The organism is Pseudomonas sp. NBRC 111138 (genome assembly GCF_001320835.1).
Classification (GTDB): domain Bacteria; phylum Pseudomonadota; class Gammaproteobacteria; order Pseudomonadales; family Pseudomonadaceae; genus Aquipseudomonas; species Aquipseudomonas paracarnis.
Window position 1 is genome coordinate 1 of sequence record NZ_BCBO01000157.1, and the last position, 25,872, is coordinate 25,872.

At 60.8% G+C, this 25,872-nt stretch carries 24 protein-coding genes and 3 pseudogenes; 13 read left to right on the plus strand and 14 right to left on the minus strand.

Annotation, left to right across the window (positions count from 1 at the left end; genetic code table 11):
- Both APH41_RS25660 and APH41_RS25665 read left to right on the plus strand, forming a co-directional pair.
- Positions 1-1,837, plus strand: a 1,837-nt coding sequence (locus tag APH41_RS25660; protein ID WP_177333597.1) for an RNase A-like domain-containing protein, incomplete at its 5' end; no start/stop codon positions are given.
- On the plus strand, positions 1,834-2,136 hold the full coding sequence (locus APH41_RS25665) for a contact-dependent growth inhibition system immunity protein (RefSeq protein ID WP_054922264.1): 303 nt from the start codon (positions 1,834-1,836) through the stop codon (positions 2,134-2,136). The genes APH41_RS25660 and APH41_RS25665, both read left to right, overlap by 4 nt.
- Before the next feature lie 71 nt (positions 2,137-2,207).
- On the opposite strand, the gene hemB is transcribed toward APH41_RS25665, so the two are convergent.
- The 3 genes from hemB to APH41_RS25680 all read right to left on the minus strand — a co-directional run bounded on the left by hemB (position 2,208) and on the right by APH41_RS25680 (position 4,843).
- The gene (gene hemB / locus APH41_RS25670; protein WP_054922266.1) at positions 2,208-3,182 is read right to left on the minus strand and encodes a porphobilinogen synthase; all 975 of its coding nucleotides are present in this window, start codon (positions 3,180-3,182) and stop codon (positions 2,208-2,210) included.
- Positions 3,183-3,298: 116 nt separating this feature from the next.
- Positions 3,299-4,141: a PhzF family phenazine biosynthesis protein gene (locus tag APH41_RS25675; protein ID WP_054898813.1), complete on the minus strand. Its 843-nt coding sequence runs from the start codon at positions 4,139-4,141 to the stop codon at positions 3,299-3,301.
- 3 nt (positions 4,142-4,144) lie between these two features.
- Entirely contained in the window at positions 4,145-4,843 is a 699-nt protein-coding gene (locus tag APH41_RS25680; RefSeq protein ID WP_034135269.1) for a glutathione S-transferase N-terminal domain-containing protein, read from the minus strand.
- Between the two features lie 251 nt (positions 4,844-5,094).
- On the opposite strand from APH41_RS25680, the gene APH41_RS25685 reads away from it, so the two are divergent.
- Together APH41_RS25685 and APH41_RS25690 are read left to right on the plus strand one after the other, a co-directional pair.
- Positions 5,095-5,796: a hypothetical protein gene (locus tag APH41_RS25685; RefSeq protein WP_019817513.1), complete on the plus strand. Its 702-nt coding sequence runs from the start codon at positions 5,095-5,097 to the stop codon at positions 5,794-5,796.
- A 58-nt stretch (positions 5,797-5,854) separates the two neighbouring features.
- Positions 5,855-6,910: a permease gene (locus APH41_RS25690; protein ID WP_054922269.1), complete on the plus strand. Its 1,056-nt coding sequence runs from the start codon at positions 5,855-5,857 to the stop codon at positions 6,908-6,910.
- Positions 6,911-7,019: 109 nt separating this feature from the next.
- On the opposite strand, the gene mnmH is transcribed toward APH41_RS25690, so the two are convergent.
- The 4 genes from mnmH to APH41_RS25710 form a co-directional block, all read right to left on the minus strand.
- On the minus strand, positions 7,020-8,123 hold the full coding sequence (gene mnmH / locus APH41_RS25695; RefSeq protein ID WP_054922271.1) for a tRNA 2-selenouridine(34) synthase MnmH: 1,104 nt from the start codon (positions 8,121-8,123) through the stop codon (positions 7,020-7,022).
- Entirely contained in the window at positions 8,123-9,157 is a 1,035-nt protein-coding gene (gene selD, locus APH41_RS25700) for a selenide, water dikinase SelD (RefSeq protein ID WP_020302053.1), read from the minus strand. The genes mnmH and selD overlap by 1 nt, the downstream gene beginning before the upstream one ends.
- 93 nt (positions 9,158-9,250) lie before the next feature.
- A complete protein-coding gene (locus APH41_RS25705; protein ID WP_014717958.1) occupies positions 9,251-10,000 on the minus strand; it encodes a TerC family protein in 750 nt (249 codons plus the stop codon).
- Positions 10,001-10,031: 31 nt separating this feature from the next.
- On the minus strand, positions 10,032-10,283 hold the full coding sequence (locus APH41_RS25710) for a hypothetical protein (protein WP_054922273.1): 252 nt from the start codon (positions 10,281-10,283) through the stop codon (positions 10,032-10,034).
- 134 nt (positions 10,284-10,417) lie between these two features.
- On the opposite strand from APH41_RS25710, the gene nhaR reads away from it, so the two are divergent.
- A complete protein-coding gene (gene nhaR, locus APH41_RS25715; RefSeq protein WP_034125797.1) occupies positions 10,418-11,320 on the plus strand; it encodes a transcriptional activator NhaR in 903 nt (300 codons plus the stop codon).
- A gap of 4 nt (positions 11,321-11,324) precedes the next feature.
- On the opposite strand, the gene APH41_RS25720 is transcribed toward nhaR, so the two are convergent.
- Positions 11,325-12,479 carry an MFS transporter gene (locus APH41_RS25720; RefSeq protein ID WP_054922275.1) on the minus strand — a complete coding sequence of 385 codons (1,155 nt, stop codon included), beginning with the start codon at positions 12,477-12,479 and terminating at the stop codon, positions 11,325-11,327.
- Positions 12,480-12,720: 241 nt separating this feature from the next.
- On the opposite strand from APH41_RS25720, the gene sstT reads away from it, so the two are divergent.
- Positions 12,721-13,941 carry a serine/threonine transporter SstT gene (sstT, locus tag APH41_RS25725; protein ID WP_054922278.1) on the plus strand — a complete coding sequence of 407 codons (1,221 nt, stop codon included), beginning with the start codon at positions 12,721-12,723 and terminating at the stop codon, positions 13,939-13,941.
- Between the two features lie 68 nt (positions 13,942-14,009).
- Here the strand turns inward: sstT and APH41_RS25730 are convergent, their stop codons facing one another.
- Complete coding sequence (locus APH41_RS25730) at positions 14,010-14,519, minus strand: DUF1993 family protein (RefSeq protein ID WP_003190292.1); 510 nt, start codon at positions 14,517-14,519, stop codon at positions 14,010-14,012.
- Between the two features lie 116 nt (positions 14,520-14,635).
- Here APH41_RS25730 and APH41_RS25735 point away from each other — a divergent pair, with 116 nt between their 5' ends.
- Positions 14,636-15,286 (plus strand): YceH family protein, encoded by a 651-nt coding sequence (locus APH41_RS25735; RefSeq protein WP_054922281.1) that lies wholly within the window; start codon positions 14,636-14,638, stop codon positions 15,284-15,286.
- 147 nt (positions 15,287-15,433) lie between these two features.
- Here APH41_RS25735 and APH41_RS25740 read toward each other — a convergent pair whose 3' ends face one another.
- Positions 15,434-16,252, minus strand: coding sequence for a shikimate 5-dehydrogenase (locus APH41_RS25740; RefSeq protein WP_054922283.1), 819 nt, complete (start codon positions 16,250-16,252; stop codon positions 15,434-15,436).
- A gap of 165 nt (positions 16,253-16,417) precedes the next feature.
- On the opposite strand from APH41_RS25740, the gene APH41_RS25745 reads away from it, so the two are divergent.
- The 3 genes from APH41_RS25745 (at position 16,418) to APH41_RS25755 (ending at position 17,485) form a co-directional block, all read left to right on the plus strand.
- Positions 16,418-16,783 carry a hypothetical protein gene (locus APH41_RS25745; RefSeq protein WP_003190286.1) on the plus strand — a complete coding sequence of 122 codons (366 nt, stop codon included), beginning with the start codon at positions 16,418-16,420 and terminating at the stop codon, positions 16,781-16,783.
- Between the two features lie 233 nt (positions 16,784-17,016).
- On the plus strand, positions 17,017-17,211 hold the full coding sequence (locus tag APH41_RS25750; RefSeq protein ID WP_003190284.1) for a hypothetical protein: 195 nt from the start codon (positions 17,017-17,019) through the stop codon (positions 17,209-17,211).
- Positions 17,212-17,302: 91 nt separating this feature from the next.
- On the plus strand, positions 17,303-17,485 hold the full coding sequence (locus APH41_RS25755) for a hypothetical protein (RefSeq protein ID WP_034125803.1): 183 nt from the start codon (positions 17,303-17,305) through the stop codon (positions 17,483-17,485).
- A 3-nt stretch (positions 17,486-17,488) separates the two neighbouring features.
- Here APH41_RS25755 and APH41_RS25760 read toward each other — a convergent pair whose 3' ends face one another.
- A complete protein-coding gene (locus APH41_RS25760; RefSeq protein WP_019818663.1) occupies positions 17,489-18,556 on the minus strand; it encodes an AI-2E family transporter in 1,068 nt (355 codons plus the stop codon).
- 172 nt (positions 18,557-18,728) lie between these two features.
- Here APH41_RS25760 and yegQ point away from each other — a divergent pair, with 172 nt between their 5' ends.
- Positions 18,729-20,042: a tRNA 5-hydroxyuridine modification protein YegQ gene (yegQ, locus tag APH41_RS25765; RefSeq protein WP_054922285.1), complete on the plus strand. Its 1,314-nt coding sequence runs from the start codon at positions 18,729-18,731 to the stop codon at positions 20,040-20,042.
- 22 nt (positions 20,043-20,064) lie between these two features.
- Here yegQ and APH41_RS29740 read toward each other — a convergent pair whose 3' ends face one another.
- From APH41_RS29740 to APH41_RS25775, 3 genes and pseudogenes are all read right to left on the minus strand, one after another.
- Positions 20,065-20,886 (minus strand): methyl-accepting chemotaxis protein, encoded by an 822-nt coding sequence (locus APH41_RS29740; protein ID WP_370874666.1) that lies wholly within the window; start codon positions 20,884-20,886, stop codon positions 20,065-20,067.
- Positions 20,887-20,922: 36 nt separating this feature from the next.
- Positions 20,923-21,744, minus strand: a pseudogene (locus APH41_RS29745) (cache domain-containing protein); the annotation flags it as partial.
- Positions 21,745-21,929: 185 nt separating this feature from the next.
- On the minus strand, positions 21,930-23,249 hold the full coding sequence (locus APH41_RS25775) for a Na+/H+ antiporter family protein (RefSeq protein ID WP_177333598.1): 1,320 nt from the start codon (positions 23,247-23,249) through the stop codon (positions 21,930-21,932).
- Positions 23,250-23,698: 449 nt separating this feature from the next.
- On the opposite strand from APH41_RS25775, the pseudogene APH41_RS29750 reads away from it, so the two are divergent.
- A pseudogene (locus tag APH41_RS29750) lies at positions 23,699-24,769 on the plus strand (HAMP domain-containing protein); the annotation flags it as partial.
- A gap of 342 nt (positions 24,770-25,111) precedes the next feature.
- Positions 25,112-25,627 (plus strand): annotated as a pseudogene (locus APH41_RS29755) (methyl-accepting chemotaxis protein); the annotation flags it as partial.
- Positions 25,628-25,872: the final 245 nt, after the last annotated feature.

Sequence of the window (25,872 nt, forward strand, 5' to 3'; positions counted from 1 at the left end):
TCTGATCCGCCAGGAAACCGGCTTCGACGGCCAACGCACCGCGTATGCCTACGACCTCAACGGCCACCTGCTGGAAAAGACCGAATACGGCGACGATAACAGTCAGCTAATCACCCGTTACGAGCGCGACCACGCCGGTCGCCTCGTCCGAAAAACCCTGCCCGATGCCAGCGTTGTCGACTATGCCTACGACCGCCAGGGCAACCTCCTTAGCGTCGAGGACGGCCACTGGGCGCTGGCCTACGAATACGACCGCCAAAACCGCCTCACCGCCGAACACCAGGGCTGGGGCACCCTGCGCTACGGCTACGACGCTTGCGGCCAGCTGAAAAACCTGTGCCTGCCGGACAATAACCGCGTCACCTTCACCCACGATAAAGGCGGCCACCTGGCTACCGTCGAACTCAACGGTGAAGTGCTTACCTCGCATCTATTCAAGAGCGGCCGCGAGCATCAGCGCCAGCAAGGCCAACTGCTCAGCCACTACCACTACGACGACCAGAATCGTCTGCACGCCCACGCCGTTACGCAGCAGCAAAACTATTTCTACCAACGCCAATACGACTACGACAAAAGCGGCAACCTCACCCGCCTGCTCGACACTCGCAAAGGCGAGCACCTTTACCGCTACGACCCCCTCGCCCGCCTGACCCGCGCCGACCACTCCCAGGACGTACAGGAACGCTTCGCCCACAACCCGGCCGGCAACCTGCTGATGCAAGACCGCCCCGGCCCGGACATCGTCGCGGCGAATCGTCTGATGATCCAAGGCGACCGCCATTACGACTACGACGCCTTCGGCAACCTCATCCGCGAACGACGCGGCAAGGGCCAGCAACTCGTTACTGAGTACCGCTACGACTGCCAGCATCGGTTAATCAGCATCACAAAACCGAACGGCGAAACCGCCAACTATCGCTATGACCCATTTGGACGCCGCATCAGCAAAACCGTGGACGACAAAACCACAGAGTTTTTCTGGCAAGGCGACAAGCTGATAGCCGAGCACCATGCAGAACGCCATCGCAGCTACCTGTACGAGCCCGACAGCTTCCGCCCGCTGGCATTGCTGCAAGGCTTCGGCCCACAAGCCACCACGCCCTACCACTACCAACTCGACCACCTCGGCACCCCGCAGGAACTGACCAGCCCCGAAGGCGAAATCATCTGGTCCGCCCACTACCGCGCCTACGGCCAGATCGCCCGGCTCGACGTGGGAAAAGTCGACAACCCACTGCGATTTCAAGGCCAGTATTTCGATCAGGAAAGCGGCCTGCACTACAACCGCCATCGCTACTACAATCCGGATATTGGTCGTTACCTGACACCGGATCCGCTGAAGTTGGCGGGTGGGATCAACGGGTACCAATATGTGCCCAATCCTACGGGGTGGGTGGATCCGCTGGGACTAAGCTGTAAAAAAACAAGCTGCCCTGAAGGGCCTTATAGCGTAATCGTTCCAGGAGGAGGTTTAGCCGCACATGAGGCGGCAGGAGGACATCTTATGGAAAAGCATGTCGGTAGAACTGATCAACAACTGCTTGACCGCTTGAGACAGGAACCACATATCCCGGCAGCCTCTACTTTTCATGATCGCGCAACAGCTGAACTCGCCATTTCAAAGGTACTGGATAACAATCAGGACAAAATCAAAGACTTCCTAGAAGGAAACAACCAGCAGATAGTCATCACTCAACCATCCCCCGAGCCAATAGGCACAAGTTTCAAAAAGAACACTACGACACCCGTACCCGGAAAAGAAATTTACTTAATCATTCGCAGAGACCAAAAAATGCATACTGGATATCGAATTCACACAGGCTTTCCAAACCCATGAATAAAGACTACCCCGAGCTGCAGCAATTTCTTGCTGGGTATTTCAATCAAGATTGGGTTGATGATCACAAAAGCGCAAACGAAGTAATTGATTTTTTTATCTCGGAATCGTCTGAAGATACGATAGCAACAGTGCTATTAGAGCTGGAAAAACTAGTATCAGCCAAAAAAACAGAGCAAGACCTTCAAGAGTTCTTACTCTCTGATATCGGCTGTTATTACTATTACCCTAATGAATGGAATGATGGGAAAACGTGGTTGAACCATGTTGCCTTAGCATTAAAGAACGCCATTAAATAATTTTCTGGCCGAGATACGGGGCCGCTATGCAGCCCCACGCGAGCAAGCTCGCCACAAGTTAGGCGATGCCCTTAAATCCCCGCCAACGCCAAATCCATCGCAAAATACGTAAATATCAAATCCGCCCCCGCCCGCTTGATCGACCCCAACGTCTCGCGCACCACTCGATCCTCATCAATCGCCCCGGCCTGTGCGCCGAACTTGATCATCGCGTACTCACCGCTCACCTGGTACGCCGCCACCGGCAGGCGCGAGGCTTCGCGGATGTCGCGGATGATGTCGAGGTAGGCACCGGCAGGCTTGACCATCAGCGCATCAGCGCCTTCCTGTTCGTCCAGCAGCGATTCGCGCACGGCTTCGCGGCGGTTCATCGGGTTCATCTGGTAGCTTTTGCGGTCGCCCTTGAGCGCGCTGCCGCCGGCTTCGCGGAAGGGGCCGTAGAGGGCCGAGGCGAATTTGGTGGAGTAGGCCATGATCGGGATGTGGGTGAAGCCGGCGTCATCCAGGGCACGGCGGATGGCCTGGACCTGGCCGTCCATCGCGGCTGACGGGGCGATCACGTCGGCGCCGGCGCGGGCGGCGGCCACGGCTTGTTTGCCGAGGTTGACCAGGGTCGCGTCGTTGTCGACATGGGCACCGTGCATCACACCGCAGTGGCCGTGGTCGGTGTATTCGCAGAAGCAGGTGTCGGACATCACGATCATTTCCGGCACGGCGTCCTTGATGATCGAGGACATGCGCGAAACCAGGCCGCGTTCTTTCCATGTGTCGCTGCCGCTGGCGTCGAGGTGGTGGGAGACGCCGAAGGTCATCACCGACTTGATGCCGGCGCGGGCGTAACGCTCGATCTCACCGGCGAGTTTTTTCTCAGGAATGCGCAACACACCCGGCATGCTGGTGATGGGCACGAAGTCGTCGATTTCTTCTTCGATAAAAATCGGCAGTACCAGGTCGTTGAGGGTGAACTCACTTTCCTGGAACAGGCCACGCAGCTCCGGGGAGCGGCGCAGGCGACGTGGGCGGGCTTGGGGGAACTGGCTGGTCATGGCAATCCTGAAAAATGGCTGAACACTTTGGGGCGAAAGCTTATGCCCCCAAGTCCCGGCAACACAAATGCCGAGGGGCCAATAGTGTATTGCCGGGTGCGTAACAATTCATTGATCTACAGCTGTAGACGCCCTTCGATGCACAACGCTACGGCACCGCCCACCCAGATTTCATCGCCCTGGCGCTCGATATGAATACGCCCCGCTCGCCCGATCGCCGTGCCTTGGCTGACCACGTAACGGCTGGGCGCCAGGCCCTCGGCGAGCAGCCATTGGGCCACGCCGGCATTCAAGCTGCCGGTGGCCGGGTCTTCGGCGGCGCCATCGCCAGCGACAAAAGCGCGCACTTCAAATTGCGCGTCCACCGCATCACGCGTCGGATCACAGGGTGCGATCACCCCTACGGCCAGACCCAGCAGTTGCGCATAGTCCGGTTGCAACGCAAGCACCGCGTCACGATCAGCCAGCATCACCGCCAGCCAACCCGCACCATTGTCGACCCACTGGCTGCGCACAATCGCCTCGGGCGCCAGCTTCAATGCCAGGCGCACGCGCTCCAGCAACGGCGCCTCCACGGGCCCTGCACGCAACAATGGCGGCGCGATAAACGCCAGTTGGTCACCCTGGCGACGAATACGCACCAAGCCGATTTCGCACTCCTGGATAATCTCCTCCCCACGTGGCACGCCGCCAGCCTGCAACCAGGCGTGGCAACTGCCCAAGGTCGGATGCCCGGCGAACGGCAGCTCTTTGAGGGTGGTGAAGATTCTTACCCGATAGTCAGCACGTGGGTCGCGCGGCGTCAGTAAAAACGTGGTTTCGCTGAGGTTGGTCCAATTGGCAAAGTCCGCCATCTGCTGGTCGGTGAAGCTATCGGCCCCCAGCACCACGGCCAAGGGGTTGCCTTTGAGCGGCACGCTGCTGAATACATCCAGTTGTTGAAAATCGAAAGTCGGCATGCATCAGCTCGGAATGTTCAGGCCACGGATCACCGCAGGACGTGCGACAAAGCCGTCCAACGCGCGCAGTACGTTAGGGAAGTCGGTGATGCCTACCAGGTCACCGGACTCGTAGAACCCGATCAGGTTGCGAACCCACGGAAAGATCGCAATGTCGGCGATGCTGTACTCGTCGCCCATGATCCAGGTGCGGCCCAGCAGGCGCTTTTCCAGCACGCCCAGCAAGCGCCGCGATTCGGCGGCGTAGCGATCACGCGGGCGCTTGTCCTCATACGCCTTGCCGGCGAATTTGTTGAAGAACCCCAGTTGACCAAACATCGGGCCAATGCCGCCCATCTGGAACATCAACCATTGCAGGGTTTCATAGCGTGTGGCCGGGTCTTCGGAGAGCAACTGGCTAGTCTTTTCCGCCAGGTAAATGAGGATCGCGCCGGATTCGAACAACGCCAACGGCTGCCCGCTCGGGCCGTTGGGGTCGATGATCGCAGGGATCTTGTTGTTGGGGTTCAGGGACAGGAACTCGGGAGACAACTGGTCCTGGGTGTCGAAGCTGACCTTGTGCGCCTCATAAGGCAGGCCCAGTTCTTCGAGCATGATCGACACCTTGACGCCATTGGGCGTAGGCAACGAATACAACTGCAAGCGTTCCGGGTGCTGGGCGGGCCATTTGCTGTTGATCGGGAAAGCGGCGAGTGCGTTCATCGAGAACCCCCTGGTCGGAAAGTCCCCATGATAGTCATCTGCCTGCCATCGTGCATGGGTCATCGTTGCGCAACATTTGCCAGCTAGTATCCCGCGTGGGCGAACCAAAGCGCCCGAATGCACTCTTAAGAGCGCCCGAACAATGAATGGAGGCTGCTTGCTATATCGACAGGGAACACCGCAGGACGCTGATGCGTCACTGGGGCCGGGCTTGTCCGCCTTAACCCGACGCACGAAGACTCGAACCTATCATGAAGATCAAGCCTCTGCGCCTTGTGCCACGACTCAAACGTTATTCCTACATGGTATTGCCGCTGCTGCTGGTCAGCGCTGCCATCGTCACCGCCCTGGACGCCCGTGAAAGCCGTGCGCAACCGGTCGATGGCGTACAAACCCTGGTATTCCTGCGCCACGGCGAAAAACCGGCCGGAGGCCTGGGCCAACTCAATTGCCAGGGCCTGAACCGCGCCATGAACCTGGCGACTCTGTTGCCGGAAAAGTTCGGCAAAGCCAACTATGTGTTCGCTGCCAACCCGACGCGTAACGTCGAGGAAGGCGAACTGGATAACTCCTACAGCTACATTCGCCCACTGATCACCATCAGCCCCAGCGCGATCAAGCTCGGCCTGCCGGTGAATATCGAGTTCTCAGCGAATGACACCAGTGCCCTGGCCGAAGAGCTGGTCGAGGACAAGTACCGCAACGCGACCATCTACACGGCCTGGTCCCATGGTTACTTGCCGGAACTGATCAACAAAGTCGCCAGCGAAGCCGCCGGCGAAAAACACACCATTACCGATGATTGGTCTGGCAATGACTACGACTCCCTGTACGTGCTGACATTGACCTGGCACAACGGCAAGGCTTCGCTGCTCAGCCGCAACTACAAGCAAGGGCTGAATAACGGCGGGGAAAACTGCCCGGACCCGACCCAGGTCAGCGCAGATATCTGAAGCTTGGGCCGCAGGGGCGTATGATGCCGGGCTATCGACTCACCTGCGGATCCTCTCCATGTCCAACCTCGCTTCCACCCAGCCCAACCGCGGCTGGGCATTCTGGTGCAAACCTGCGCTGTTTCTCCTGGTGGCCTGCATCGGCCTCTACTATGTGAAGTGGTCGCCCTACTACCTAAAGGCGTTTGTAGCGGCCGACAACCACAGCATTGGCGCCTCGATTCTCAATGACCAGCAAAGCTCGCCTCTGGCGGCGGCGCTGGCCTATGCCCAGGTGTATTTCCTGGCCATCTGGAAAGCCGCCGTACTGGCAGTGATCCTCGGTTCATTGCTGCAGGTATTGATCCCCCGCGACTGGCTGCTGCGCCTGTTTGGCCGCGCCGGGCTGGGCTCGACCCTGCGCGGTGGGCTGTTCGCCCTGCCGGGGATGATGTGCAGTTGCTGCGCGGCCCCGGTGGCGGCGGGCATGCGCCGCCAGCAGGTGTCGGTCGGCGCGGCGCTGGCGTTCTGGATTGCCAACCCGGTATTGAACCCGGCCACACTGGTGTTCATGGGCTTTGTGCTGGGCTGGGGTTTCACCGCGCTGCGGCTGGTGGCGGGGATTGTGCTGGTGGTGGGCGTGTCCCTGGTGGCACAGCGTATTGCGCGCCCGGACCAGGTGCCGGAAGCCGCGCTGGAGGCCGTTGCCGACGTCAGCACGGTGGAGTCGCAGCCGTTCCTGAGCCGCTGGTTACGCACGCTGTGGCAACTGTTCTGGAGCACTATCCCGGTGTATATCCTGGCGGTGCTGATCCTCGGCGCGGCGCGGGTGTGGCTGTTCCCTCATGTGGACGGGGCGATGGCCGACAGCCTGGTGTGGCTGGTGCCGCTGGCGATTGTGGGCACGCTGTTCGTGATTCCGACAGCGGCAGAGATTCCCATCGTACAAACCATGATGACCCTGGGCATGGGCACCGGCCCGGCCGTCGCCTTGCTGATGACCCTGCCGAGCGTGAGCCTGCCGTCACTGCTGATGCTGCGCAAGGATTTCGATGCGCGGGTGCTGGTGACGGTAGCCGGCTTGACCATGCTCGTGGGGGTGGTGTGTGGGTTGATTGGAGCGGTGATTCTTTAGAGTTTCAGTGGGGCTGATGGCCTCATCGCAGGCAAGCCAGCTCCCACCTTTGTATGTATTCACACTTCAAAAGGTGGGAGCTGGCTTGCCTGCGATGGCGTCCGAAAGGTCACCCCACCCGAGCTGCTCGCTCGCGCAAATACTCCACCACCGCACCCTGCTCCCCGGCAAACTCGATACGCGCGCCCTTGCTCTCGCGCTGGAACGCATACATCGGGTCGTAATACTCACGCAGCAAGCCTTCAATCCATACCCGATGCAACTCCACTGCGCCGCTGCGTGCCTGTTCGGCCAGGGCATCCTGCAACACCGCCTGCAACCGCTGGAAACGCTCGCCCCCCAGTCGCTTGTGAATATTGGCCAGGCTCTGGGTCAGGCGCTCGGCAAATAATCGCTGGCCGGTTTCCCCAAACACCTCAATGAACTCGGCGCACAGGTCCACCACGTAATCCTTAAGGATGCGCTCGACACGGCCCTCGACGCTGTCTTCCAGCCACACCATCGGAAACGTCTGCATGCCCTTGTGCAATGGCAGCGGCAGCGCACAGCTGCCGATCATGCGGCTCTCGTCCTCGACCACAAACTGCTCGATACCACCTGCGCGCTTCTTCAGCAAATCCACCGCCAGGCGATTTTCGAAGTCGATATTGGAGGGTTGCGCCGTGGCGCGCTTGCCGAAACTGGAACCGCGATGGTTGGCGTGCCCTTCCAAATCCAGGGCATTGCGCAGTTGGCCGAGCACTTCGGTCTTGCCGGTGCCGGTCATGCCGCCCAGCAGTACGAAATCACACTGGGCAGTCGCCTGCTCCAGGGTTTCCAGCAGGAAGGTACGCATGGCCTTATAGCCACCGCCGACGCGGGGGTATTCGATGCCTGCTTCGGTTTTCAACCATTGCTGCACGATCTGCGAACGCAGGCCGCCCCGAAAGCAGTACAGGTAGCCATTGGGGTTAGCCTGGGCAAACTGCGCCCACTGTTCGATGCGCTCGGCCTTGATTGCCCCCGACACCAGTTCATGCCCCAGCACGATTGCCGCTTGCTGGCCTTGCTGCTTGTAACAGGTGCCGACCCGCTGGCGCTCATCGTCGGTCATCAGCGGCAGGTTGATCACCCCGGGGAACGCGCCCTTGGTGAATTCGACCGGCGCGCGAGTATCCATCATCGGCCGGTCGTTGAGGAAGATATCGCGGTAATCGGTGATGTCCGTCGCCATCAAATCACCTCAACCGCGTTGGTCTGTCGCTCCAGCAGTTCACCGATAGGCTCAAGGGCCAAGCCCAGCTCGGCGGCCACGGCGTGGAACTCGGCATCACCTTCCGGAGTAACCGCGATCAGCAGGCCACCGCTGGTCTGGGGGTCGCACAGCACGCGCTTGTGCAGCTCCTGCACACGCCCCAGCTTGCTGGCGTAGCTTTCAAAGTTGCGCAAGGTGCCACCCGGCACACACCCCTGGTCCAGGTAATACTCCACCCCCGGCAGGCGCGGAACCTTTGCATAGTCGATACGGGCCGTCAGGCCACTGCCATCGGCCATTTCCACCAGGTGGCCAAGCAGGCCGAAACCAGTGACATCGGTCATGGCCGTCACACCGGCCAACTTGCCGAAACGGCTGCCCGGCTTGTTGAGGGTGCACATCCAGTCACGCGCCAGGCCGATATCCGCCTCGCGCAGCTTGCCCTTCTTCTCGGCGGTGGTGAGGATGCCGATGCCCAGGGGCTTGGTCAGGTACAGGCGGCAACCGGCGGTAGCCGTGTCGTTACGCTTCATATGGCGCTTTTGCACGATGCCGGTCACGGCCAGGCCGAAGATCGGCTCCGGCGCGTCGATGGAATGCCCGCCCGCAAGCGGAATGCCAGCTGCGTCGCACACCGCCCGACCGCCGCGAATCACTTCGCGGGCAATCTCCGGCGCGAGCACATTGACCGGCCAGCCGAGAATGGCGATGGCCATCAAGGGATCGCCGCCCATGGCGTAGATATCGCTGATGGCATTGGTGGCGGCGATGCGGCCGAAGTCGAACGGGTCGTCGACAATCGGCATGAAAAAGTCCGTGGTGGACACCACGCCGCGCTCGTCGTCGATGGCGTATACCGCCGCATCGTCGCGGGAGGCATTGCCCACCCACAGGTTGGGGTCGAGGTTCTGCGCACCGCTGCCCGCAAGGATCACTTCCAGGACCTGGGGCGAAATCTTGCAACCGCAACCCGCACCGTGGCTGTACTGGGTAAGGCGAATCGGCTCGTTCATGGGGGACCTCAAGCTATCAAGTGGGCCGATTCTAGCAGACAGCAAAAGGCCGGCTGGGCTCTTGTGAGCACAGCCGGCCTGTTTGTTCAGCGGTTACTGGCGCGCAGCGAGCAAACGTGCGTGCCGGTTACGCCGGGCGATGTTCAAGCATTCGATCGCAGCCGAGAACGCCATGGCCGCATACACGTAGCCTTTTGGCACGTGGGCGCCGAAGCCTTCGGCGATCAGCGTCATGCCGATCATGATCAAGAAGCCCAGGGCCAGCATCACCACGGTCGGGTTGTCGTTGATGAACTTGGCCAACGGTTCAGCGGCCACCAGCATCACGATCACCGAGACCACCACGGCAATGATCATGATCGGCAAGTGCTCGGTCATGCCCACGGCGGTGATGATGCTGTCGATGGAGAACACCAGGTCGAGCATCAGGATCTGGCCGATGGCGGCAGCAAAGCCGATGGTCACGGTATTGCTGACGGTTGCCTTCTCTTCAGGCTCCGGGTCCATGCTGTGATGGATCTCGGTGGTTGCCTTCCACACCAGGAACAGGCCGCCGGCGATCAGGATCATGTCCTTCCACGAGAACGCCTGGCCGAATACTTCGAACACCGGTGTCGTCAATTGCACGATGAACGCGATGGTGCTCAACAGGCCCAGGCGCAATATCAACGCCATGCTGATACCAATGCGCCGCGCCTTGGCCCGGTGCTTCTCCGGCAGTTTATTGGTAAGGATCGAGATAAAGATCAGGTTATCGATGCCCAGCACGATTTCCATGACGATCAAGGTAGCCAGTGCGACCCAGGCGGTGGGGCTGGCGGCCAGTTGTAAAAGGTAATCCATAGGTCAGTCCTGACGTGGTAGTGCTGGGGAATTAGGTTTCTTTGGTGTCGGATTCAGCAGCGTTTTCGGCGCCTTTTTCCTGCTTCTCAGGGCTGATCAAGCCCTGGGTTGCTTCACTCAATGCCTGCTCGGCGGCCTTGTGGGTGTCGTCGATGGCCTGCTTGGCCGACTCGGTGGCTTTGCCCAGCACCTGTTGCGCGCTTTTCTCGACTTGATCACAGCCGCTGACCACTATCAATGAAAGCGCAAGCAACGACGCCGCGCCCAGGGAATTGAGTTTCATGATGTATTCCTCGTTAGAACCCTTGGGTCCAAGTAGTGGCCCCTCGATAGCGAGGCATTCTATGCAGGCGAACAGTTCAGGAAAATTCGTATTTTTCTCGCGTATACTTCGATTTTCACGAAGTGTAGGCCGTGATGCTCAATTATCGACAACTGCATTACTTCTGGGTGGTGGCCAAGACCGGCAGCATCGTGCGCGCCTGTGAGCAATTGAACCTCACGCCGCAGACCATCAGCGGGCAGATCAGCCTGTTGGAGCAGACCTTCGGTATTGCCCTGTTTCAGCGGGTCGGGCGCCAGCTTGAACTGACCGAAGCCGGGCGCCAAGCGCTGCCCTACGCCGAGCAGATGTTCCAGACCGGCAATGAACTGGAGGCGATGCTGCGCGCCCAGCCTGACGAGCAGCAGATCCCGTTCCGCGTTGGGGTGGCGGATGTGGTGCCAAAATCCATCGTGTACCGGCTGATCGCGCCGACCATGGAGTTGAGCGAACCGATCCGCATCACCTGCCGTGAAGACAAACTCGAACGTTTACTGGCCGACCTGGCGATCCAGCGCCTGGACTTGGTGATTTCCGACAGCCCCATGCCCACGCACTTGGACATCAAGGGCTACAGCCAGAAGCTGGGAGAATGCGGCATCAGTTTTTTCGCCACCCAGGCGTTGGCAGACCAGCATGGGGGGGATTTCCCACAGTGTTTGCAGGGCGCACCGCTGTTGATTCCGGGCGCTGAGACCGTGGTGCGCAGCCGTTTGCAGCGCTGGTTTGCCGAACAGCAGATTCAACCCCGCATCATCGGCGAGTTCGACGACAGCGCCTTGATGCAGGCCTTCGGGCAATCCGGCAGTGGGATTTTTATCGCGCCCAGCGTAATCGCCGACGAGGTGGTGCGCCAATACGGCGTAGCGCTGATCGGCCAGACCGATGCAGTGACCGAGTCGTTTTATGCGATCTCAGTGGAGCGCAAGGTCAAGCACCCCGGCATTGTGGCCATTACCGAGGGTGCCCGGCGGGAGTTGTTTACCGCCCTGCCCTGATCGCTCAGGCATTGAGCGCCGTGGGTTTGGCGGTCATCAGCCACAGTGCGAGCAGGATCGACACCAGGATAAACCCCGAAGCGGCAAACCCCAGGCTTCCCAGGCCCAGAGTGTCGATGACATGCCCGCCCACCATCGCGCCCAGGCCAATGCCGAGGTTGGCGCCGGCGATATTCAGCGACGCGGCAAACGCCGGTGCATGGGGCGCGGCCTTCATCAAGCGCACATGGCTGACCAGGAACATCGCCGCCTGGGTCACTCCCCACACCGCCATCGCCGCGGCCAGGCCGATGGCCGAGTGAATCGCCGGCACCACTGCCACCATGCCCGCGATCATGAACCCGCAGAACACCATGGACGCGATCAATGGGTGACGATCCACGGCGCGTCCGCCAAGGGAGTTGCCAATCAGCCCGACCGCGCCAAAGCCCATCAGGCACCAGCCCACCAACGTACCGTCGAACCCGGCCAGGCGCTCAAGGATATCTGCCAAGTAGGTATAGGCGGTGAACATGCCACTGAACACCAGGATCGACAGCAGGATATGCCCCTGCATCACTGGGCTGCGCAGGATCTTGAATTGCGAGCGCAAGCTGGCCTGCTGGTGCTTGGCCGCGGTAACCGGCAGGTAGACATACAGCAGCAATGCCTTGGCCAGGGCAATCACCGCGAGCACGGCGAACGCGGTGCGCCAGCCGAACATATCGGAAATCAGCGTGCCCACCGGAATACCAAATACGGTGGCGCAAACAATGCCAAAGCCGATTTTTTCAATCGCACGCCCGGCGAACTCAGGGCCGACAATGTCTACCGCCGTTTCGCTGGCGAGGGCCCAGAACACTGGCAAGCCCAAGGCGGGAATCAAACGGGCCATGGCCATCACCCAGATATTCGGCGCCAATGCCGCCACGGTATTGGCCGCTGCAAACATGATCAGGATGCTGATAAACAGGCGCTTGCGCGAAAAACGCGCGCAGTAGGCGGTGAGGAACGGGCCGAACGCGGCCACGGTGAACGCGAACAGCGTCACCAGCAGCCCCGCCTGGGACACGCTGACGTTCAGGTCCCGAGCAATCGACGGCAACAGGCCGACGATGACGAATTCTGTGGTCAGCACGGTAAAACCGGCGGCTGACAGCAGCAGGATAGGAAACAACATGAAAACTCCAGAAACGACGACATCAACGACAGCCCGAAGGGCCCGCTGACGGAGAGGAAAGATGAGAGGGGGGAATCTTAACAGAACATGTCTGGATTTGACCAAGCCCGACTGAAACGGGTGACGGAATGCCGCAGCAAACGAGACGTGTCCTACAGCATGCTAGACTTCGCGCCTACTTCCTACAGTACTTTCTGCCTGCAATGCTGTGCCCTACTAAAAAAACTAGAGACAACTCTTTATGACTGCTGCCCCTTCCCTGTTGCAACGTTTAATGCGCGTCAGCCTGGTCACCCAAATTGTCATCGGCCTGATTGCCGGGATCGTGCTGGCCTTGCTGTTCCCCGAGGCCGCGCGCGCCACCGGTTTTATCGGCAAGGTGTTTGTCACGGCGCTGAAGGCTGTCGCGCCGATCCTGGTGTTTGTGCTGGTCATGGCCTCGATTGCCAACCATAAGCATGGCCAGGAAACCCATATCCGCCCGATCCTGTTCCTGTATCTGCTCGGCACCTTTGCCGCCGCCGTGGTTGCGGTGGTTGCCAGCATGATGTTTCCGTCGTTCCTGGTATTGGCTACCCATGACGCCACGGTGAGCGCTCCTGGGGGCATTGGCGAAGTGTTGCAAAGCCTGCTGCTCAGTGTGGTGGATAACCCGGTCAGTGCACTGATGAACGCCAACTTCATCGGCATCCTCGCCTGGGCCATCGGCATGGGCATCGCTATTCGCCATGCCGGTGAGACCACCCGTACGGTATTGGACGACTTGTCCAACGGCGTCACCCTGATCGTACGCGTGGTGATCCGCTTCGCCCCGCTGGGTATCTTCGGTCTTGTGGCCTCCACCCTCGCCACCTCGGGTTTCGGCGCCCTGCTCGGCTATGCCCATCTGCTGGTGGTGCTGATCGGCTGCATGCTCTTCGTGGCGTTGGTGATCAACCCGGCCATCGTGTTCTGGAAACTGCGCCGCAACCCGTACCCGCTGGTGCTGATGTGCCTGCGTGAAAGCGGCATCACCGCCTTCTTCACCCGCAGCTCGGCAGCGAACATTCCGGTCAACCTGGCGCTGAGCAAACGCCTGGGCCTGCATGAAGACACCTACTCGGTGTCGATCCCCCTCGGTGCCACCATCAACATGGCCGGCGCCGCCATCACTATCACCGTGCTGACCCTGGCGGCCGTGCACACCCTGGGCATCGCCGTGGACATGCCGACTGCCGTGCTGCTCAGCGTGGTCGCTGCGGTGTGTGCCTGCGGTGCATCGGGGGTGGCGGGTGGTTCGCTGCTGTTGATTCCCCTGGCGTGCAGCCTGTTTGGCATCCCCAGTGAAATCGCCATGCAGGTAGTGGCCGTCGGTTTCATCATCGGCGTGCTGCAGGACTCGGCGGAAACCGCACTCAACTCGTCTACCGATGTGCTGTTTACCGCGGCGGCGTGTTTGGGCAAGGAAGAACAGGCTGCTTAACACAGCCCCATAAAAAAGCCCGGTGCCGTTCGCAGAGAACGGCACCGGGCTTTTTTGTGCTTGCGGGTTTAGAACGCGCCCATGTAATCGCGCTTGCCCACTTCCACACCGTTATGACGCAGCAGCGCATAAGCGGTGGTGACGTGGAAGAAGAACTGCGGCAGGCCGTAGGTCAGCAGGTAGGACTGACCGCTGAAGCGCTTCTCTTTCGGGGTGCCTGGGCGCGTGACGATCTCGATGCCTTCCTTGCCGTCGATCTGCTCGGGCTTGATGGTGTCGACAAAGGCCAGGACCTTGGCGATCAACGCTTGCAGGTCGGCAAAGGTGACTTCGCTGTCTTCGTACTTCGGTACTTCGATCTCGGCCAGGCGTGCCGACACACCTTTGGCGAAGTCCACGGCGATCTGCACCTGGCGCACCAACGGGAACATGTCCGGGAACAGGCGCGCTTGCAGCAAGGCGTTGGGCTCGATGTTCTTGGCGCTGGCATGGGCTTCAGCTTTGTTCAGCACATCGCTGAGGGCGTTGAGCATTTGCTTGAAGACCGGGATGGAAGCGGCGTACAGGGAAATAGTCATGACAGTCTCACGGTAATGGCGGGGTTGGAACCAGCCGCGATTATAGCCATGCCTGGCGCTTGTCTTTTATTTTTTCAAGCTTAGGCTAAGGGGCTTCACTGCATAGGGAAAGCGCGATGACCGCCGAGCACGACACCGACACCCCTGAGCCGCGCCTGAACAGCACGGAAATCCGCATCCTGGGCTGCCTGATCGAGAAACAGGCGACTAACCCGGAAACCTACCCCCTCACCCTCAACGCCTTGGTGCTGGCCTGCAACCAGAAGACCAGCCGCGAGCCGGTGATGAACCTCAGCCAAGGCCAGGTCGGCCAGAGCCTGCGCGCGCTCGAAGGCCAAGGCTTCACGCGCCTGGTGATGGGCAGCCGCGCCGACCGCTGGGAGCACCGTGTGGACAAGGCCCTGGAACTGGTGCCGGCCCAGGTGATCCTGACCGGGCTGCTGTTCCTGCGGGGGCCGCAGACCGTCAACGAGTTGCTCACCCGCAGCGGGCGCATGCATGACTTTGAGGATGCCGAACAGGTTGTGCATCAGCTCGAACGCCTGATTGCACGAGGGCTGGCGCTGCTGGTGCCGCGTCAGGCGGGGCAGCGGGAGGACCGGTATACCCATGCACTAGGGGACCCGGCAGATATTGAAGCGATTATGACCGCACGGGGGAATCCGGTAGAGCGTAGCGCGGGGGCTGTTTCGGGGGAGCGGATTGAAGAGCTGGAAGCGCGGATTGCCGCACTGGAAGAACGGCTGGCGCAGCTGGAACAGGCATAACGCAGATAAACATGTGGGAGCTGGCTTGCGGCCTTCGCGAGCAAGCCAGCTCCCACAGTTGGATCGTGGGGTGTCAGGTAGAGAAGCGTCGGCTGGCAAGGCGCTATCGCAGGCAAGCCAGCTCCCACAGTGGATTGGTGCAAGGCTTCAGCTGCGGGCGAAGGCCACCGCTGCCTCGAACTGCTCCTGAGTAGGCCGCACGCCGGTATAAAGCACAAACTGCTCCAACGCCTGGATAGCGATCACCTCCAGCCCGGTAATCACCCGCTTGCCCTGGGCACGACCACGCACGATCAACGGCGTTTCCGCCGGGATCGCCACCACATCGAAGACCGTCTCAGCCTGATCGATTGCCTCGGCCTCAAACGCCAACGCATCCGCCTCGACCCCGCCGGTCATGCCGATGGGTGTCACGTTGATCAGCATCTGTGGCCGCAGGCTGCCCAGATCCGCCTGCCACTGATACCCCAGGTTCCTGGCCAATGCCTGGCCCGCCACCTCATTACGCGCCACGATCACGCCATTGGCGTACCCTCCGTCACGCAAGGCGCTGGCGACCGCCTTGGCCATGCCGCCGCTTCCGCGCAGGGCGAAGCTGGAGTCCTTGGGCACCGCGTGTTTTTTCAGCAATTGCTCGATGGCGATGTAGTCGGTGTTGTAAGCCTTGAGGTAGCCGTTGGTGTTGACGATGGTGTTCAGGGAGTCGATGGCTTGAACCGAATCGTCGAGTTCGTCCATCAAGGCAATGGCGGCCTCCTTGAACGGCATGGACACCCCGCAACCCCGCACACCCAGGGCGCGGATACCGCCGATCGCGCCGGGCAAGTCCTGGCTGCTGAAGGCTTTATAGTAAAAATTCAGACCCAGCTGTTCATACAGGTGGTTATGAAAACGCAGGCCAAAGTTCCCAGGGCGCGCCGACAGCGACATGCACAGTTGGGTGTCCTTGTTGGGGTGCATCTGCATGGATAACTCCTTGAAGTAAGCAAATCGGTACAGACCTTACACAACCTTTACCCATTGGCCGTGCTGTTTTCTCGAAATACGTTGTCTTAAAAGTATCCCCGCGACAATCCTTGAGTCTATTGATTGCAGACCACAAGCGCAGGGGCTAACCGAGGAAAGACCATCATGCGTAAACTCCCCAGGATCGCCTTGCTTATCGGCGCACTCGCGATGGCCGGCCAAGCCTCCGCCCACGGTGGTGGTTGGGGTGGCCCGGCCGTGTTCGGTGCGCTTGTCGGCGCAGCGGTAGTCGGCTCTGTGGTTGCCAGCCAACCGCGTGAGGTGTATGTGCAACAACCGGTGTATGTGCAGCCGCAGCCGGTGTATGCCGCTCCGCCGCCGGTCTACTACGCGCCACCGCCACCGGTGTATGTGCAACAGCAGGTTTACTATCGCCCGGCGCCCGTCTACTACGGCCCACCGCGCGGTTATTATGGGCCGCCTCGCGGTTATTACGGCCCGCCCCACGGCTACTACCGCCATGGTTGGTAAGTTTTAATCCGTTGACAGCCACAGGCCTCGCCCACACGCGGGGCCTTTTTTTGCCTGGGAAGTCCGGATTAATCCTGCCAGTGTCGCTGTGAGAACAACGTACGAGCAGCAATCCCACATGATAAGCGTCAAATATCCTCTTGATCGATGACGGGCTGCGCTGTCATGTTTGCGTCACAAAACAGTCGCACTATCGACCCAGTCCAACCAATAACAATTAAGGACGATTGACCATGCCCACACAAAACCCGCACCGCACCGCCGGCCTTTGCACCTCCAGCAAGGTCTACAGCGCCTTGACTGAACTCAAGCACCTTGAAGGCCATCGCAGCGCCAAGTTCCTGGCATTGCTGGCAGAAAACCTGGTGCGCAAGGGCCTGCTCAGTGAGCACGAAGTGGTGAACATGCTCGACCAGGTGGTGGACTAACGCCTGACGTTGATGTCGACTATCGAGCCAGGTGATTTTTCCCAGGCACCGGCAAACCGTAAGGTGACCTCCATAACGTTTGGAGGTACTTATGCCCACTATTCAAATCATGTCCGTCATCGGCAGCGCCGTCCCCGCCCCTCTGCGCAAACTGGGCTTGCTCGCCTGCTGGTACGTTGTGCGCGATGGCGAGCCGATCAGCGGCCCGCTCACTTCGTTATCCGATGCCGAAACACAGCGCCGAATGGCAACCGACTTCAGGCTCGAGGCCTGAAAGCTACGGCAATGGCAACTTGACCCGCGGCTTGGTTTCGACGAACAACGCCCAGCACGACATGAACAACGCTGCCACCAGCGGCCCGATCACAAAGCCGTTAAGGCCGAACACCGACAGGCCGCCCAAGGTCGAGATCAGGATCAGGTAGTCCGGCATCTTGGTGTCCTTGCCCACCAGGATCGGGCGCAGCACGTTGTCCACCAGGCCAATCACGAACACCCCGAACAGCCCCAGCACCACGCCCTGCCAGATCGAACCGCTCAACAGGAAATAAACCGCCACCGGCCCCCAGACCAGCCCGGCACCCACCGCAGGCAGTAGTGACAGGAACGCCATCAGCACGGCCCAGAGCAAGGCACTCGGGATGTCCAGGAACCAGAAGATCAAGCCTCCCAGCGCACCTTGGGTCACAGCCACCAGCACGTTGCCCTTGACCGTGGCGCGCACCACGCGGTTGAACTTGAGCTGCAGGCGACGCTTTTGCGGCTCGGCCAACGGTACTGCCGTGCGCACCTTGCGTACCAGTTCCGGGCCATCGCGCAGCAGGAAAAACAGCAGGTACAGCATGATGAAAAAGCTCACCAGGAAATCAAACGTACCCTGGCCGAAGCTGAACGCCTGAGAGGCAAAGAACTGACTGCCCTGCATCGCGCCCTTGACGACCTTTTCCCGCAGCCCTTCAAGGTTGCCCATGCCGAAACGGTCGAGCAGCTGCTGGAAATACGGCGGTAAAACGTTCTTGAATTGCTCGATATAACCCGCTACGTCGAGTTTGCCGCTCTCGATGTTTTTGTAGAGCGTGGCCCCCTCTTGCACCAGCAAAGCACTGGTGATGATCACCGGCAGAATCGCGATCACCAGGCACACCATCAAGGTGGTCAGGGAGGTCAGGTTGCGGTTCCAGCTAAAACGTTGCTGCAGGCGGCGCTGCATCGGCGCAAAGATAATGCCCAGGATCACCGCCCAGAACACCGCACCGTAGAACGGCAGCAATATCCAGATAAAAGCCACGGTGACCAAGGCCAGTAGCAGCAACAGGGTTTTGAATTGCAGGTTGGTTTGATTCATGTCCGGTCCATGTCAGAAAAACAGGGCCGATGGCGGCCCTGTTGCTTAGTCCGCAGCCAAACGTGGGAGTGCCCTTGTTTATCGAACAAGCATAGATCGCGTTATTTAGACCTGGGTCAATATCCCGTTATCGCTCCAGCACTACCCTCGCGCCTTTTTGCGACCCACACCCATGCGCCCGATAACTGCCCCCGAACTGCTCGCTCCCGCCGGCACCCTGAAAAACATGCGCTACGCCTTCGCCTACGGTGCCGACGCGGTCTACGCCGGCCAGCCGCGCTACAGCCTGCGGGTGCGCAATAACGAGTTCGACCACGCCAACCTGGCCCTCGGCATCCAGGAAGCCCATGACCTGGGCAAGCGCTTCTACGTGGTGGTGAACATTGCGCCGCACAACGCCAAGCTCAAGACCTTCCTCAAGGACCTGGCGCCCGTGATCGCCATGGGCCCGGATGCGCTGATCATGTCCGATCCTGGGCTGATCATGCTGGTGCGCCAGCACTTCCCGCAGATGCCGATCCACCTGTCGGTACAGGCCAATACGGTGAATTGGGCCAGCGTGGCGTTCTGGCAGCAACAAGGCATTTGCAGGGTGATTCTGTCGCGGGAGCTGTCTCTGGAAGAGATTGGCGAAATCCGCCAGCAGGTGCCGACGATGGAGTTGGAGGTGTTTGTACATGGCGCCTTGTGCATGGCCTATTCCGGGCGGTGTCTGCTGTCGGGCTATATGAACAAACGCGATGCCAACCAGGGTACTTGCACCAATGCCTGCCGCTGGAAATACCAGGCCACGCCGGCCGTGGAGAATGCCACTGGCGATATCGTCCATGAATATCAACCCACATTGGGCATCGGCACACCCACCGATAAGGTGTTCCTGCTACAAGAGGCCAATCGCCCCGATGACCCCATGCCCGCTTTCGAAGACGAACACGGCACCTACATCATGAACGCCAAGGACCTGCGGGCCGTGCAGCATGTGGAGCGCCTGGCACAGATGGGCGTGCATTCGTTGAAGATCGAAGGCCGCACCAAGTCCCACTTCTACTGCGCGCGCACCACCCAGGTGTACCGCCAGGCCATCGATGACGCAGTGGCCGGCCGGGCGTTTGACCGCGGCTTGATGACCAACCTCGAGTCCCTGGCCCAGCGTGGCTACACCGAAGGTTTCCTGCGCCGCCACGTGCACGATGAATACCAGAACTACCAGAACGGCAGCTCGGTTTCCGAGCGCCAGCAGTTTGTCGGGGAGCTGACCGGCGAGCGCCGTGGCGCGTTGGCCGAGGTGAAGGTGAAGAATCGCTTTGTGCTGGGCGACCACCTGGAGTTGATGACGCCCGCCGGCAATTTTCATTTTGACTTGCCGAGCCTGCATAACGCCAAGGGCGAAAGCATTGAGCTGGCGCCGGGGGACGGGCATACGGTGTATGTGCCGATTCCGGCGCAGATGGACCTGCGTTTTGGCCTGCTGATGCGCGACGTTTAAACCCTGCCGTGGGTTGGATGGATCAGATCCTGAACTGGCCTACCAACTGCCCGAGGCGCTGGCCCAGGTCTGCCAGGCTGCGAGACGTCTGAGCGCCCAACTGGGTTTCGTCTGCCACGCTGTCTACCGCTACGGCAATCTGATGCACGCTGCGGTTGATCTCTTCCGCCACGGCGGTCTGCTCCTCGGCGGCGCTGGCGATCTGGGCGTTCATTGAGTTAATGGTGCCAATCAGTTGCGCCATGGTGTCCAGGGACGCCCCGGCCTGGTTGGCCTGGGCCGAGGTGCCGTCGCCGGCATCGCTAGAGCGGCGCATAGCGTCCACGGCCGCCTCGGTGCCTTTTTGCAGGCGATCGATCATGCCCTGGATTTCCTGGGTGCTGGTTTGGGTGCGACTGGCCAGGGCACGCACTTCATCGGCGACCACAGCAAAGCCACGCCCAGCCTCCCCGGCCCGTGCGGCCTCGATGGCAGCGTTGAGCGCCAGCAGGTTGGTTTGCTCGGCGATAGAGCGGATCACGCCGAGCACACTGACGATTGACGACACATCCTGCTGCAGGCTGTCCAGGGACACGCCGCTGCTGCGGATGTCGTTCACCAGCGCATGGATCTGCGCGATGCTGCCGTCCACCACCCGCTTGGCGGCCTGGCCTTCGGCGTCGGTCTGCTGCGCAGCGACGGCGGCGCCTTGGGCGCTGCGTGCCACTTCGTGGGCAGCCGAGGACATCTGGTTGATCGCGGTGGCCACCTGGTCGGTCTCGTGGCGCTGGCGTTCCATGGCCTGTTCAGAGCGCTGGGCCTGGTCGGACACCTGGCTCACCAGCCCGGTGAGTTGGGCGGTCATGTCGGTGATCTGGCGCACCAGGCCATGGATTTTATCGACAAAGCGGTTGAATGCACCGGCCAGATCGCCGAGTTCATCCTGGCTGGTAATGGCCAGGCGGCGCGTCAGGTCGCCTTCACCCGCGGCGATGTCATCGAGGTTGGCCTTCATCAGGTGCAGCGGGCGCAGGATGGTATTGGCCAGCAGCATGCCCACGGCGGCGATCACCAGCAACACCACCACGGCCACGCCGAGAATGCTCAACAGTACGCCTTGCATGCGCTTCTCGACTTTTGCCTGCACCACCGCCACTTGGGCGTCGATGCCATCAAGGTTCACCGAGGTGCCGATCACCATGTCCCACTTGGGCAGGTACTCGGTATAGCCGAGCTTGGGCACCAGTTCGGTCTGGCCGGGCTGGGTCGAACTGTATTGCAGGTAGTGGGTGCCGTCCTTGCCAACCTTGACCAGGTCGCGGTTGACGTAGACGCCGTTGGGGTCGCGGTTGTCCTTGAAGCTTTTGCCCACGCCGTCCGGGCTGTTGCCCTTGAACAGGCGGATGGTTTCGGAGTCGTAGCCGAAGAAATAGCCGTCTTTGCCGTAGCTGGTATTGGATAACAACTTGACCACCTGCGCCCGCGCCGCGCTGTCGCCGGGGGCTGCCGCGTCGTAGAGCGGCTTGATGGTGGTCATGGCTACCTCGACATAACTTTGCAGGGTGGCCTTGGCGTCGTTGAGCAGGCGCTGACGGGTTTCATCCACCTCGTTGCGGGCCTGGCCCTGCAGAATCCACACGGTGGTCAGGCTGATGACCACGGCAAACAACAACACCGGCACGACAGCAAGGGCCAGGACTTTGGCCTTCAAACTCAGACGCATGGCTTTTCTCTCTTGTTAGTGGCGACTTGAGAGGTTAACGGCCATGTGAGCGATTACTGTAGGCGCGAGCTTGTATGGCGAGGCAGCTTGCTGCCGCTGGGGTGCGCAGCGCCCGCACGCTTTTTTGGGGCTGCTTCGCAGCCCAGCGGGAGCAAGCTCCCTCGCCACAGAGGTTCTCGCCTGGATCAGAGCGTCATCGCAGCCAGCCAGCCGAAGGCCAGCAACGGCAGGTTGTAGTGCAGGAAGGTCGGTACCACGGTGTCCCAGATATGGTGGTGCTGGCCGTCGATGTTCAGGCCGGAGGTGGGGCCGAGGGTGGAGTCCGAGGCAGGCGAACCGGCGTCGCCCAAGGCACCGGCGGTACCAACGATGCACACGATGGCCACCGGGCTGAAGCCCAACTGCACACACAGCGGCACGAAAATCGCCGCGAGGATCGGCACCGTGGAAAACGACGAGCCGATGCCCATGGTCACCAACAACCCCACCAGCAGCATCAACAACGCCCCGACGCCCCGGCTATGGCCGATGAACGCTGCCGAGGCTTGCACCAGCGAGTTCACGTCACCGGTGGCCTTGAGCACTTCGGCAAAACCTGAGGACGCGATCATGATGAAGCCGATCATCGCCATCATTTTCATGCCTTCGGTGAACAGGTCATCGGTGTCGCGCCAGCGCACGATTCCCGACACCGAGAAGATCAGGAACCCGGCCAGGGCGCCGATGATCATCGAGTCCAGCCACAACTGGATGATGAACGCCGCGGCGATCGCCAGGCCGGCCACCAGCAGGGTCAGCGGGTTGTACTGCACCGCCACTTGCTCGACACGTTCGATTTTCTTCAGGTCGTACACACGCTTTTTGCGGTAGCTGATCAGCACCGCCACCAGCAGGCCGACCACCATGCCCAGCGCCGGCAGGCCCATGGCGTGGGTGACGTTGACCCCGCTGATATCCACCCCGCTCTTGGCGACGTTGGCCAGCAGGATCTGATTGAGGAAGATATTGCCAAAGCCCACCGGCAGAAACATGTACGGGGTGATCAGGCCGAAGGTCATCACGCAGGCGATCAGGCGACGATCCAGTTGCAGCTTGGTCAGCACATACAGCAGCGGCGGTACCAGCAGCGGAATAAACGCAATGTGGATCGGCAAGATGTTCTGCGAGGCAATCGCCACCACCCACAACAGGCCGATCAGCAGCCATTTGACGTGGTTGCCACCGCTGGCGTCCTGGCGGTCCACCAGCAGCAAGGCTTTGTCCGCCAGCGCATGGGCCAGGCCGGACTTGGCAATCGCCACGGCGAAAGCACCGAGCAATGCGTAGGACAAGGCCACGGTTGCGCCGCCGCCCAGCCCGCCGTTGAAGGCCTTGAGCGTGGCCTCGATACCCAGGCCACCGGTCAAGCCGCCCACCAGGGCGCCGACGATAATGGCGATGACCACATGCACGCGGGACAGGCTGAGTACCAGCATGGTGCCGACCGCGGCGATGACTGCGTTAATCATGGTTACCTCAAGCAGAAACAAAAAAGACAGGCATGCCCGCGCACGGCCCATGGGAACAGCTGCCGGCGTGCAGGCTTGAAAGAGGTCTTATTAGAGGGCGCGCACTTTGCAGGAGCTGGGCTGCCATGTCAAAAACTGTGGTGAGTGAACGCGCGCTCAACAGATAAAGAATTGCAGGCGCCCGCCGATAAGCTGTCTCTAACGTGCTTTCAGGTAAGGATGTCCCGATGTCGCTCAGGCAGCTCTCCATTCAATGGAAAATCACCCTGCTGGCGGGCCTCTGCCTGCTGGGGATCGTGACCCTGCTGGTGGGTCTGTCGCTGTATCGCATGGCGCAGAGCTCGCAGCAGGTCAAAGCGTCCAGCATGCAGATGCTCGACGAAGCTGCCCAGTCGCGCATCGAGGCCCAAGGCGAAGTGCAAGCGCTGGGCATTCGCCAGCAGTTCATGGATGCTTACCAGTACGGCCATGGCTTTTCCCGCCAGGTGTTGTTTTTGCGCGAGCAGGCCGAGAAGCGCTTTCTCGATGCCTTCGACACCCGTGAAGACCTGACGCGCCAGGTCAAGGCCGCCCTGCAGGCCAACCCCGACCTGCTCGGCCTGTCCCTGGTGTTCGAAGCCAATGCGCTGGACGGCAAGGACGAACTGTTCGCCAACCAGGCGGAACTGGGCAGCAATGACAAAGGCCGTTTCGCGCTGTACTGGTCGCAACCGACACCGGGGAAAATCACCTCGATGGCGCTGCCCGAGAGCGACATGGCCGACACCTCCATCGGCCCCAGCGGCGAAAAGGCCAACGCCTGGTTCACCTGCCCGCGCACGACTCTCAAGCCCTGCGTGATCGAGCCCTACTTCTATGTGATCGACGGCCAGAACGTGCTGATGACCAGCATCGTGTTCCCGCTGATGGTCAATGGCAAAGTCATCGCCTCGCTGTCGGTGGATATCAACCTCAACAGCCTGCAGGCGGTCAGCCAACAGGCCAGCCAGAAACTGTACGACGGCCAGACCCAGGTCAGCATCCTCAGCGCCACTGGCTTATTGGCTGGCTACAGCCCGGATGCCAGCAAACTCAGCCAACGCCTGGAGCAGGTCGACCCGGCCAGCGGCGCACAGCTGACCAGTGCCTTGGCCAGCAGTACCCAGACCCGCAGCCTGCGCACCGACCACCAACTCAAGGTACTGGCGCCTTTTGCGCCGATTCCCGGCGGTAAGGCGTGGGGCGTATTGCTGGATGTACCGGAAAAAGTCCTGGTCGCCCCCGCCGAAGCGCTGAAAAACCAGCTGGACGCCGACAACGCCAAAGGCACCCTGCTGGAACTGGGCCTGGGCCTGCTGGCCGCCGTGGTCGGCTTGATCCTGGTGTGGCTGATGGCACGCAGCGTGACCCGGCCAATCCTCGGCGTGGCGCACATGCTTGAGGATATCGCCAGCGGCGAAGGCGACCTGACCCGGCGCCTGGCCTATGCCAAAAAGGACGAACTGGGCCAATTGGCCGGCTGGTTCAACCGTTTCCTCGACAAGCTGCAGCCGATCATTGCCGAGGTCAAACGCTCGGTGCAGGACGCTCGCGGCACCGCCGACCAGTCCGCCGCTATTGCCACGCAAACCAGCGCCGGCATGGAGCAGCAGTACCGTCAGGTGGATCAGGTGGCCACCGCATCCCACGAAATGAGCGCCACCGCTCAGGATGTGGCTCGCAGCGCCGCCCAGGCGGCCCAAGCCGCCCGAGATGCCGACCAGGCGACTCGCCAAGGCTTGACGGTTATCGACCGCACCACCGCCAACATTGGCGAGCTCGCCGCCGACATGAGCACCGCTATGACCCAAGTTGAAGGCTTGGCCGCCAACAGCGAACAGATCGGCTCGGTGCTCGAAGTGATTCGCGGCATCGCCGAGCAGACCAACCTGTTGGCGCTCAACGCCGCCATCGAAGCCGCTCGCGCCGGTGAAGCCGGCCGCGGTTTTGCCGTGGTCGCCGACGAAGTGCGCAACCTGGCACGGCGCACCCAGGAATCGGTGGAAGAAACCCGCCTGGTGATCGAACAATTGCAAACCGGTACCAGCGACGTGGTCGGTTCCATGGGCAACAGCTATCGCCAGGCCCAGGGCAGCGTCGAACAGGTCGGCCAGGCTGTCACCGCCTTGCGCCAGATTGGCGATGCGGTCACGGTGATCAGCGACATGAACCTGCAAATCGCCAGCGCCGCGGAAGAGCAAAGCGCCGTGGCCGAAGAGATCAACAGCAACGTGGCGACCATTCGCGATGTGACCGAATCGTTGTCGGAGCAGGCCAATGAATCGGCGCGGGTCAGCCAGGCGTTGAACAGCCTGGCGAACCAGCAGCAGGGGTTGATGGATCAGTTTCGGGTCTGAATGTAGCTAGGCTTTTCTGTGGGGGTCGGGCTTGCCCCAATGCCAGTCAGTTAAGGTTTTTTTGTAGGAGCGAGCTTGCTCGCGAAAAACTCACAGGCGCCGCGTTCATTCAGCAAGCACGCGTTATCGTTGACGTTTTTCGCGAGCAAGCTCGCTCCTACAGTAGGCGATGCAGACACCTCGGTATTTCAGGTAAACCGAGTCGATGCTATCGCAGGCAAGCCAGCTCCCACATTTTGAGCAGC